This is a genomic window from Marinomonas sp. HM11-D (assembly GCF_057626615.1).
Window position 1 is genome coordinate 290,940 of record NZ_JBMMKT010000002.1, and the last position, 10,031, is coordinate 300,970.

Genomic DNA, 10,031 nt, shown 5'->3' on the forward strand with positions numbered 1-10,031 from the left:
CGTTTTCAATCGATATGATGAAACTTTATCTACTTCATGGCTCAGGGGCTGGGCATCAGAGCGATTTTTTAAGCCAGTTCAAAACCCGTTTAGAGGCGGATTTGTCACTTAAAATTGAGCCAATAACCCTTGAATACATGAAGGAAATTGAACGAACTGGCAAAAAGCGCCCACCACCAAGGCTGCCGAAATTGATCGATGAAGTGGGGCAATTACTGGATAAAAGTACCCCGATCGTATTGATCGGAAAGTCGATGGGGAGTCGTATTATTGCCGAGTTGTGTCAGACTCATAACGTTAAGGCATGTGTGGCTATTGGCTTTCCTTTTTACCCCGCCAAAAAGCCTGAAAAGCATCGCTTGGATCACTTAAAAAGTAGTGCCGCGACTCCGTATCTTATTCTGCAAGGAACCCGCGATGCTTTAGGTGAGCCTGACTGGGTCATGCAGCAATCATTACCTGATAATGTTGAGCTTCAGTGGATTGAAGGGGCAGACCACGATTTTAATGTGCTTAAGCGTTATAATCAGTCGCCAGATCAAGTGCTGGAATGTCTGTTGCGTCAGATTCAGGTGTTTTTGCAGCGCTTAGCATTAATTTAGTGAAAGAGGGTAGCGGTTTGTCTGACCATGACCAAATTTTAGATACACAAGGGCTCTACTGCCCGGAACCTGTGATGATGCTGCATGGGGTGGTGCGTAAAATGTCGCCTGGGCAAGTGGTGAAAATCATTGCCACGGACCCATCAACTGAGCGCGACATTCCTAAGTTCTGTAACTTCTTAGGCCATCCCTTGGTGAAGCAAGAGCAAGAAGGCGAGTTGTATTATTATTGGGTACAAAAAAAGGTCAGCTAGCGCTGACCTTTTTTTGTTATGGCCTGTTATCTGCTTAAGCAACACGAATGCGTTTGCTGTTGGCGTATTCATGCTCCAACACATCGTTTAGCTTAGCGAAGCTAGTAGAGGTTGAAACATCAATGTTCAATTGCAGTTGACGCACGATGTCATTGGCTGAAACTAGACCGCGAATGCTCATGGTTTCCTCGTCTACCACCAACAGATGCTGGTGTTCATTGCTTTTCTGGCTGGTAATTAGGGATTCAATATCACTGTTGCTTAGCGACTTATAAGTGACCGCCAGCAAGTCCTCTTTAGAACGCATCAAATCGATGACGAGCAGTTCATCACGCACGTAGCCTTCAGCAATATGCTTAATAAAGGCTTCGTCAGATAAGTCCTCTAGGCTGATAATGCCAAGGAAGTTGTTTAAAGAGTCCACGACGATTTTCATACGCACGTGTTCTTTCTTCATTACATCCACCAGTACTTCAGCGCGAACGTTTGGTTCGATCAAACGTGGGCTTGCATCTTTGAAGTCTGTGAAAACGCGAAGCGCAGGTGTGTATAAACCAATGTTTTGTTCAACTTCAGGCCAAGTTAGGTCATGAATGTCTTTTGTAGAAGTGTAAGTAAGAGTTTTCATAGGAAGTACCTCAATAATAATTAATTCAGTAAATAAAAAAGTGAACTGGAAATAATTACGCTTTCGGTGGGCCGCGACAGAACCAACTAGAAACGACGTTGATAGGTTGAGATTCCTCAGCCCAAGTGATCTTACTGCGGTTGGGTTCGCAGCGTTCTGTCAGGGTGGCAGATACTATGGCGTGGTCAATGTCAGGAGCCACTTCTGCACTGGGTACTTCGTAGACGGATTCAAGTAAGCCGCCCTTTAATAGGCTGCGCTCAGTGCTATCTACAGCCTTAACACTGACACTGAATAACAGTACCAGCGGAATCAGCAATGTAACTAGCAACGTATGAATCATATGAAGCGCCTTTTTTTGAATAACAAATTCAGAATAGCCTGAAATTCAGAAGTTTGACAATAGTCAATTTTCGCTTTTCTTGTTTGGGCGAATTTATTTCAATATATGCATCAATAAATTAAATGGCATCGCATTAGGTGCAAAATCTTAAAAAAATAGAGTAAATCAACGGAGGATTTCGGCCAAATTTAGATATAATGCGAGGAGTTTCTTCTCCTATTTAAAGGGCGTTAACACTGCTATGGACACTAATCCGTTCGCGCAAATTTTTGATCCGGTCAATGTGGTTACTCTGGCGATTTTTTTTGGCTGCTGGTGGGGCTATGCGTTCTATGCCCAATACAATTCCAAGCGCCGTACCTGTTTAGTGAGTGTGTTGCACCAATTTCGTTTGGCGTGGATGTCGCGCCTTCTACGTCGAGATAATCGCATTGCAGATGCGTCGGTCATGGCGAATTTAGAGCGTAGCAGTCTGTTTTTTGCGTCCAGTAGTTTGCTGATCATTGCCGGATTATTTACCGCCTTTAGCTATTCAGAGCAGGCCATGGGCATTATTAATGACTTCTACTTTTTGGCTCCCATGAGCCAAACAGAGTGGGAGTTGAAAATCATCGTTTTGGTGGTGATTTTTGTGTATGCCTTTTTTACCTTTACTTGGTCAGTGCGGCAGTACAACTTTTGCTCAGTATTAGTGGGCAGTGCACCCTTGGCAACTGAGCGTGGCGTCGAGGAAAGTGAGCGTGAACTGTACGCCATGCATATGGCTAAAGTGTGTAGTTTGGCGGCCAACCAGTTCAATTATGGATTGCGTGCTTACTACTTTGCTATGGCATTTTCCGCTTGGTTTCTTGGGCCTTATTTTTGTATGGCTGCTAGCCTGATGGTGGTGGCGGTCTTGTATCGTCGTGAATTCCGTTCCAAAACCTTTAAAACTTTAAGTCGTGGACTCGTAATTAAATCCCATGCTTCCTAATTTTCCGAAACAAGTATCTGATGACAATCCACCTGTAAATCGTACGGTACAGGTGGACGATCGTTTATACGAATATCTGATTAAACACTCCGTCAACGAGCATCAAGTGCTTGAGGCGCTGCGTCGTGAGACAGCGCAATACCATATGGCGCGCATGGCGCTTTCCCCAGAAGTGGGACAATTCCTTGGTTTGTTAATTGCCCTACAAAACCCTAAAAAAGTGTTGGAAGTCGGTGTGTTTACTGGCTACAGCACCATTTCTATGGGCTTGAAGCTTGCTAAAGACGCCAAGCTACTGGCGTTTGATAAAAAGCAAATGTGGCTCGACATCGCCAATAAACACATTGAAATGGCGGGACTTGCAGAGCAAGTTGAAACTCGCTGCTGTGATGCTAAAGCGTCCATGGAAGCGTTACTGGATGATCAAGCAGGTACGTTTGATTTTATTTTTGTCGATGCCGATAAGGCCAATCTGTTGGCTTACTATGACATGGGTAAGCAACTGTTGCGCTCGGGTGGCTGTATGGTGATTGATAACACCCTGTGGTGGGGCAATGTGGCCGATGAAGCATTTGATGACAAAGATACTCGTATCGTACGAGAGTTAAATGACCGCGTTCATCAAGATCCTGAGGTGGATTCTAGTCTGCTACCCATCGGTGATGGTTTCACAATTATTCATAAACGCTAATTTTTAGTCTTGAATTATTTTCCCATGCCTCCATATCGTTAAACATCATCAAGTTATGCGCGTTAGCGCGTGTGTTGTAAACGAAGGAGCATGGGGAAACATGACAACTGAAACTCAAAAAGAAACCTTAGGATTTCAGACTGAAGTAAAACAACTGCTTCATTTAATGATCCACTCTTTGTACTCAAACAAAGAAATCTTTCTACGTGAGTTGATCTCAAACGCATCAGACGCAGTGGATAAACTACGTTTTGAAGCGGTCTCTAACGCAGATCTTTTGTCTGACGATCCAAATCTACGTGTACGCATCGGTTTTGATGCGAACGCTGGTACCATCACGATTGATGACAATGGTGTGGGTATGAGCCGTGAGGAAGCGATCTCGAACCTTGGTACTATTGCCAAATCCGGTACCGCTCATTTCCTTGAGCAACTTAGCGGTGACCAAAAGAAAGACAGCCAATTGATTGGTCAATTTGGTGTGGGTTTTTACTCGGCATTTATCGTTGCCGACAAGGTAACCGTTGATACACGTCGTGCAGGCAGTGATGAAGCGGTACGTTGGGAGTCTGAGGGTACTGGCGACTTCACTATCGAAGCGATTGATAAAGCAACACGTGGTACTCGCATTACGCTTCATCTAAAAGAAGAAGGTAAAGAGTTCGCTGACAACTGGCGTCTACGTGCTTTGGTGTCTAAGTACTCTGACCATATTTCAATTCCGGTTGAAATGTTAAAAGTGCCAATGCCTTCCTACGATGAGGAAGGTAGCATCAAAGAGGCGGACGATTCTGAACCAACTTGGGAAGCGGTCAACTCAGCGAAAGCACTTTGGACTCGCCCACGCGCAGAAGTAAGCGACGAAGAGTATCAAGAATTCTACAAGCATGTGTCTCATGACTTCCAAGACCCACTGAAATGGTCGCACAACAAGGTGGAAGGTAAGCTTGAGTACACTAGTCTGCTGTACATCCCTGCCAAAGCGCCTCAAGATCTTTGGAACCGTGACATGTTGCGTGGTCTGAAGCTTTACGTTCAGCGCGTATTCATCATGGATGATGCGGAAGCCTTCTTACCGCCATACATGCGTTTCGTCAAAGGTGTAATCGACTCAAATGATCTGTCTTTGAACGTTTCTCGTGAAATTCTTCAAAACGACAACGCTGTCGACTCAATGCGTTCGGCATTGACTAAGCGTGTGCTAGACATGTTGTCAAAAATGGCGAAGAACGATGCTGAAATGTACCAGAAGTTCTGGGATGAGTTCGGTAACGTGCTAAAAGAAGGTCCAGCGGATGACTTTGGTAACAAAGATAAAATCGCTGAACTACTTCGCTTTAGTACCACGCATACAGACAAGCCAGCACAAACGGAGTCATTAAAAGACTACGTTGAGCGTATGCCTGAAGGTCAAGATAAGATCTACTACATCTACGCTGAAAACCACAACACAGCGAAAAATAGCCCGCACCTAGAGGTGCTGCGTAAGAAGGGCTATGAAGTGTTGCTACTAAGTGATCGCATTGACGAGTGGATGATGTCATCGCTACGTGAGTTTGATGGTAAGTCTTTCCAAGACGTCACCAAAGGCAAGCTCGACATCGAAGTAGAAGAATCTGCAGAACAGAAAAAAGAGAAAGAGCAAAAGGCTGAGCAAATCAAACCATTGCTAGATCGCATGAAGTCTGTTCTAGAAGAAAAAGTCACTTCGGTGAACAGTACCGATCGTCTAACTAACTCGCCAGCGTGTTTGGTGGTGGGTGAGTTTGATATGGGTCTACAAATGCGTCGTTTGCTGGAGCAAGCGGGTCAACAATTGCCAGAATCTAAGCCATCATTGGAAGTGAACCCGGATCACCCGATCGTTCAGAAAATGGATGCGGAAGCGGACGAAGATCGCTTTGCAGACATGGCTTGGCTATTGTACGAGCAAGCGACCCTTGCAGAAGGCGGTCAATTGGATGATCCTGCAACGTTTGTCTCACGTATGAATAAGCTGATTGTTCAAATGTCGAACTAATCAGCGTTCACTTAAAAGCCCAAGCATTATGCTTGGGCTTTTTTGTTTAAGGCGAGAAAGCCTGTTTCTTAGTAACAAGCAAAGACAAGGAGGTCTTATGCGCACTATTGCACTAGCTGCAATCCTATTGGCGTCGTTCACCGCTCATTCCCAAACGGTTCAGTTGGCGAGGGTCTATGCCGAGGAGACGGTATCCGATTATTTAATCAGTGAAAAGTTAGATGGCATCCGTGCAATTTGGGATGGGCATCAGCTAACCACTCGACAAGGCAATCCTATTGTTAGCCCTGCATGGTTCACGCACGATTGGCCAGAGGTCTGGCTGGATGGCGAATTATGGGCCGGCAGAGAGCGTTTTAATGTTGTTCAAACAACTGTGTTAGACAATCAGCCCGATGAAGCTCAGTGGCGTGAAATTCGTTATATGGTGTTTGATGCGCCCAACTATAAGGATGTATTTGAGCAACGGGCAAAGTCCTACCTTGAACTCATTAAGCAAACCAATAGCGCTTTTATAGAAGGCATAGAGCAGCTGCAGTTACAAAGTTCTGAACAGCTCTATGCTTTGCTCGATCAGGTAACGGCGGCCGGAGGCGAGGGGTTAATGCTGCATCGCAAAGATGCTTTGTTAAAAGATGGGCGCAGTGATGCGCTATTAAAGCTTAAGCCATTCCAAGATGCGGAAGCCAAGGTGATTGGTCATGCTTCGGGTAATGGCAAATATGAAGGCATGATGGGCGCTTTGTTAGTGGAGTTAGCAAGCGGTCGACAGTTTAAAATTGGCACAGGCTTCTCCGACCTAGAAAGAGCCAACCCGCCACAAATTGGTGATTACGTCACCTTTCGGTATCAGGGGCTAACTTCTACAGGGTTGCCTCGTTTTGCGAGCTTCGTCAGAATTCGCAAAGGACCGTTTGAATTTAGAGAACCAGAATAGTAATGATTGATGTCTATTGTTTACCTGGCACCATGTGTAATGAGTTGCTATGGCAAGATCTGTTGCCCCATTTACCTAGCCATATCAATATTAAGCATGTAGTCATCCCGAATCTGGGTAGCATGTCTGACATGGTGTCTGGTGTGCTTGCACAGTTACCAGCTGAGCCGGTTAATCTATTAGGTTTTTCTCTAGGCGGGTATCTGTTGAGTGAAATTGCCCGATTAAGCCCAGAGCGCATTCGTTCGGCCATGATGTTGTCAAACAGTGCAAGTGAATTGCCTGAGAGTGAAAAGCAACAACGCTTACAGGCACTGGAATGGGTGTTGAAGGTTGGTTATCGCGGCATTCCTGTGAAAAAAGCAAAGGCGATGATGTCTCCAGATAATGCTCTAAATGAAAAGCTTGTGGATAAAATCTTGGCAATGGATAAAGCGCTAGGGCAGGAGGCTTTTATCGCGCAATTACAAGCCACTATTGAGCGTCGTAATAATATGGATGCAATCGCTCGCAGTCGTCGGCCTTGGTTGGTGTTAGCGGGTTTAGCAGATCAATTTGTCAGTGCAGAAACTTTGAAGCGCTTAGCTCAGCTGGAGAATGTTGCGGTTAATGTGGTTGCTCAAAGCGGTCATATGCTACCGCTTGAACAGCCAAAGTGGGTCGCCAATAAAATGGCGACCTTTTTCTCTTAATCTGTTGCTTCTATTTAAGGGTAGAAGGGTTAAGAACAGAAAAGATCGTGCAGTTTCTGGATTAACTCTTTCACTCGACTGTCGCCAATAGAGTAAAAGATGGTTTGTGAGTCTCGACGAGTGCTCACTAGGCCGTCTTTACGTAGCACAGCTAAATGCTGTGATAGGGCAGATTGACTTAGCAGCACTTTTTCATTCAGTGAGCCCACAGACAACTCGCCTTGAAGTAGGTTACAAAGAATGATCAATCGGTTTTCGTTGCTTAACGCTTTTAGGAAGCCGGAGGCTTCGCTGGCGCGGTCTAACATTTCTGAGATAGTTAATTCTTTAGGCATGATGTGTAGTTCGAGTTGCTAGTTATTAGTATAGTGATAATCACTTTCACTTTATATCAAATACAAATTTAAAAATAAATAATCCACTTCTCTTGTGGATAAGGCTGAGGGTAGTTGGCGTAAAAATCCTTTTTTTGGTTGTCGACCCTCAATCTGGTTAATGTGTTAATACATGAGCTTCTATAGGTTGAACTTAGCCCATACTGGCGCGTGATCAGATGGCTTTTCTAAACCGCGAATATGGTAGTCAATCCCTGTTTGGTCAAGATGCTCTATTAAAGGTGCACTGGCTAAGATGCCATCTATGCGAAGACCACGTTTTGGTGTGTCTTCAAAGCCTTTTGAGCGGTAATCGAACCAGCTGAACAGCTCTTGTGAGTCGGGATACTGATGACGATACGTATCCGTCAATCCCCAGCCTAGTAGGCGATCAAACCATTCCCGTTCTTCTGGTAGAAAGCTACATTTACCGGTACGTAACCAACGCTTAGCATTTTGTGGACCTATGCCAATATCCAAATCCTGTGGTGAGATATTGAAGTCGCCCATGACGATAACTTGCGCGCCCACAGACTCTTTTTCAAGGTAATCCATCAGATCTTGATAAAATTTACGCTTCGCTGGGAATTTTGTTTCGTGATCTCGACTCTCGCCTTGTGGGAAGTAGCCGTTAAGGACTTTCAGTGGACCATTTGCGGTCTCAAATGTGGCAATGATCATGCGACGTTGTGCGTCTTCATCATCGCTTGGGAATCCGTATTCTACTTTAGTAGCTGGTGCTTTACTGAAAATAGCCACGCCATAGTGTGACTTTTGGCCGTAGTAGTATGCGTGGTAACCGATTGATTCAGGAATCTCGTGAGGAAAGGCATCATCATGAACTTTGATTTCTTGCAATCCGATGACATCAGGTTGTTGGGTATTAACCAGTTCCTCTATTTGATGAGGTCGAGCTCTTAAGCCATTGATGTTAAAGGAGACCACTTTCATAATAATTTTTTATTCCTGACCTGCTGTGAAATTTTACAAATGGTTACAGATTAAAGTCTTATTGACAATAGCTTGTTCAATTTTCTCGAATAGCTATTCAAAAAAGTTGTATTGAAAAATTCAACTTGACCCCAATTTAAACCAGATATTTAACCAAAAAGGCTTTTTAGTTATGGATTACCAATATGATCTATTCGTGATTGGTGCTGGCTCTGGTGGCGTACGAGCGAGTCGTGTCGCTGCATCAAAAGGATTTAAAGTGGGGGTAGCTGAATCACAAGCCCTTGGCGGAACTTGCGTCAACATTGGCTGTGTGCCCAAAAAATTGTTTGTCTACGGATCTGAATACAGTCATGTGGTAAGCCAAGCAAAAGGCTATGGTTGGCAGTTTGCGCAACCAACATTTGATTGGGCTACTTTGCGTGACAACAAAACTAAAGAAATTGAGCGTTTAAACGGTATCTACAAGAACCTACTAGAAAACCCTGGTGTGACCATTCATAAAGGTTACGGTGAGCTTGTCGATGCGCACACGGTTAAAGTCGGCGAAGAGCTGATCACAGCAGAGCGTATCTTGGTCGCCGTAGGTGCTAAACCATTTATCCCAGAGTTCCCTGGCAACGATCTGGTGCTGGTGTCAGATGATATGTTCTTCCTAGAGGAACTGCCTAAATCCATCTTGGTGGTGGGCGGCGGTTACATCGCAGTAGAGTTTGCTGGCATCTGCAACGGCCTAGGCGTTGAAACGACTCTTATGTATCGCGGCGACAAACTGCTACGCGGCTTTGATGAAGATGTGCGTGACTTCGCCACCAATGAATACGCTCGTGCAGGCGTCAATGTAGAACTAGACAGTGATGTAGAGGAAATCGAATCAGTAAACGGCCAAAAACAAGTGACGTTGAAAGATGGCCGTACTTTGATGTTTGATGAAGTTCTATACGCTACTGGACGAGTGCCGAATACCGCTTCTTTAAACCTTGAGAAGGTGGGTATCGAGACCACTAAGAACGGTGCGATTGTAGTCAATAACCGCTATCAGAGTACGGTTGAGTCAGTTTACGCGATTGGTGATGTAACCGACCGAGTACAACTGACACCGGTAGCCATTAAAGAAGCCATGGCACTGATTGGATATTGGTTTGATGGTGTGGAACCAAACTTTGATTACGATAATATTCCCACGGCAGTATTCTCACAGCCGCCGATCGGGACGGTTGGCTTGTCGGAGCAAGAAGCTGAGCAAAGAGGCTTTGATATCGATGTCTACCAAACGGATTTTCGAGCTATGAAACATACGCTTTCAGGTGCGCAAGAACGTACCTTTATGAAGCTGATTGTGGATCGTGCAAACGATAAAGTCCTTGGTGCGCACATGGTAGGTGACTACGCCGGTGAAATTATTCAAGGCTTGGGCATCGCTTTAAAAGCGGGAGCCACCAAAGCTCACTTTGATTCAACGGTTGGTGTGCACCCAACCAGCGCCGAAGAGTTTGTCACCTTTTCAGCTGGATCGTTGAAAAAGCGTTAAGCAAAACATACAGTCTATAAGCCGTTTAATGTCCT

General features: G+C 44.9%; 12 protein-coding genes. 8 read left to right on the top strand and 4 right to left on the bottom strand.

Features of this window, described 5'->3' with window-relative positions; translation table 11 throughout:
- Window positions 1-14: 14 nt before the first annotated feature.
- Window positions 15-602 (top strand): alpha/beta family hydrolase, encoded by a 588-nt coding sequence (locus tag ACOSVP_RS03770; RefSeq protein ID WP_487346155.1) that lies wholly within the window; start codon window positions 15-17, stop codon window positions 600-602.
- 17 nt (window positions 603-619) lie between these two features.
- On the top strand, window positions 620-856 hold the full coding sequence (tusA, locus tag ACOSVP_RS03775; RefSeq protein ID WP_487346156.1) for a sulfurtransferase TusA: 237 nt from the start codon (window positions 620-622) through the stop codon (window positions 854-856).
- Window positions 857-890: 34 nt separating this feature from the next.
- Here tusA and ACOSVP_RS03780 read toward each other — a convergent pair whose 3' ends face one another.
- Complete coding sequence (locus ACOSVP_RS03780; protein WP_487346157.1) at window positions 891-1,484, bottom strand: CBS domain-containing protein; 594 nt, start codon at window positions 1,482-1,484, stop codon at window positions 891-893.
- A 55-nt stretch (window positions 1,485-1,539) separates the two neighbouring features.
- Window positions 1,540-1,827 carry a hypothetical protein gene (locus ACOSVP_RS03785; RefSeq protein WP_487346158.1) on the bottom strand — a complete coding sequence of 96 codons (288 nt, stop codon included), beginning with the start codon at window positions 1,825-1,827 and terminating at the stop codon, window positions 1,540-1,542.
- A gap of 241 nt (window positions 1,828-2,068) precedes the next feature.
- On the opposite strand from ACOSVP_RS03785, the gene ACOSVP_RS03790 reads away from it, so the two are divergent.
- From ACOSVP_RS03790 to ACOSVP_RS03810, 5 genes are all read left to right on the top strand, one after another.
- Complete coding sequence (locus ACOSVP_RS03790; RefSeq protein ID WP_487346159.1) at window positions 2,069-2,800, top strand: DUF599 domain-containing protein; 732 nt, start codon at window positions 2,069-2,071, stop codon at window positions 2,798-2,800.
- Window positions 2,790-3,491 carry an O-methyltransferase gene (locus ACOSVP_RS03795; RefSeq protein ID WP_487346160.1) on the top strand — a complete coding sequence of 234 codons (702 nt, stop codon included), beginning with the start codon at window positions 2,790-2,792 and terminating at the stop codon, window positions 3,489-3,491. Before ACOSVP_RS03790 ends, ACOSVP_RS03795 begins: the two co-directional genes overlap by 11 nt.
- Before the next feature lie 100 nt (window positions 3,492-3,591).
- Window positions 3,592-5,511 carry a molecular chaperone HtpG gene (gene htpG, locus ACOSVP_RS03800; protein ID WP_487346161.1) on the top strand — a complete coding sequence of 640 codons (1,920 nt, stop codon included), beginning with the start codon at window positions 3,592-3,594 and terminating at the stop codon, window positions 5,509-5,511.
- A 97-nt stretch (window positions 5,512-5,608) separates the two neighbouring features.
- Window positions 5,609-6,448 carry a DNA ligase gene (locus ACOSVP_RS03805; RefSeq protein WP_487346162.1) on the top strand — a complete coding sequence of 280 codons (840 nt, stop codon included), beginning with the start codon at window positions 5,609-5,611 and terminating at the stop codon, window positions 6,446-6,448.
- Between the two features lie 2 nt (window positions 6,449-6,450).
- Complete coding sequence (locus ACOSVP_RS03810) at window positions 6,451-7,140, top strand: alpha/beta fold hydrolase (RefSeq protein WP_487346163.1); 690 nt, start codon at window positions 6,451-6,453, stop codon at window positions 7,138-7,140.
- Between the two features lie 29 nt (window positions 7,141-7,169).
- Here the strand turns inward: ACOSVP_RS03810 and ACOSVP_RS03815 are convergent, their stop codons facing one another.
- Entirely contained in the window at window positions 7,170-7,475 is a 306-nt protein-coding gene (locus ACOSVP_RS03815; RefSeq protein ID WP_487346164.1) for a metalloregulator ArsR/SmtB family transcription factor, read from the bottom strand.
- Window positions 7,476-7,655: 180 nt separating this feature from the next.
- A complete protein-coding gene (gene xthA, locus ACOSVP_RS03820; protein ID WP_487346165.1) occupies window positions 7,656-8,465 on the bottom strand; it encodes an exodeoxyribonuclease III in 810 nt (269 codons plus the stop codon).
- A 172-nt stretch (window positions 8,466-8,637) separates the two neighbouring features.
- On the opposite strand from xthA, the gene gorA reads away from it, so the two are divergent.
- On the top strand, window positions 8,638-9,996 hold the full coding sequence (gene gorA, locus ACOSVP_RS03825) for a glutathione-disulfide reductase (protein ID WP_487346166.1): 1,359 nt from the start codon (window positions 8,638-8,640) through the stop codon (window positions 9,994-9,996).
- Window positions 9,997-10,031 lie beyond the last annotated feature (35 nt).

Excerpts from the sequence above, each read along its gene's own strand:
- ACOSVP_RS03805 (WP_487346162.1), top strand. The coding sequence starts at position 5,609 with ATGCGCACTATTGCACTAGCTGCAATCCTATTGGCGTCGTTCACCGCT.
- ACOSVP_RS03810 (WP_487346163.1), top strand. The coding sequence starts at position 6,451 with ATGATTGATGTCTATTGTTTACCTGGCACCATGTGTAATGAGTTGCTA.
- ACOSVP_RS03815 (WP_487346164.1), bottom strand. The coding sequence starts at position 7,475 with ATGCCTAAAGAATTAACTATCTCAGAAATGTTAGACCGCGCCAGCGAA.
- ACOSVP_RS03770 (WP_487346155.1), top strand. The coding sequence starts at position 15 with ATGATGAAACTTTATCTACTTCATGGCTCAGGGGCTGGGCATCAGAGC.
- ACOSVP_RS03785 (WP_487346158.1), bottom strand. The coding sequence starts at position 1,827 with ATGATTCATACGTTGCTAGTTACATTGCTGATTCCGCTGGTACTGTTA.
- ACOSVP_RS03795 (WP_487346160.1), top strand. The coding sequence starts at position 2,790 with ATGCTTCCTAATTTTCCGAAACAAGTATCTGATGACAATCCACCTGTA.
- ACOSVP_RS03780 (WP_487346157.1), bottom strand. The coding sequence starts at position 1,484 with ATGAAAACTCTTACTTACACTTCTACAAAAGACATTCATGACCTAACT.
- xthA (WP_487346165.1), bottom strand. The coding sequence starts at position 8,465 with ATGAAAGTGGTCTCCTTTAACATCAATGGCTTAAGAGCTCGACCTCAT.
- gorA (WP_487346166.1), top strand. The coding sequence starts at position 8,638 with ATGGATTACCAATATGATCTATTCGTGATTGGTGCTGGCTCTGGTGGC.
- ACOSVP_RS03790 (WP_487346159.1), top strand. The coding sequence starts at position 2,069 with ATGGACACTAATCCGTTCGCGCAAATTTTTGATCCGGTCAATGTGGTT.
- htpG (WP_487346161.1), top strand. The coding sequence starts at position 3,592 with ATGACAACTGAAACTCAAAAAGAAACCTTAGGATTTCAGACTGAAGTA.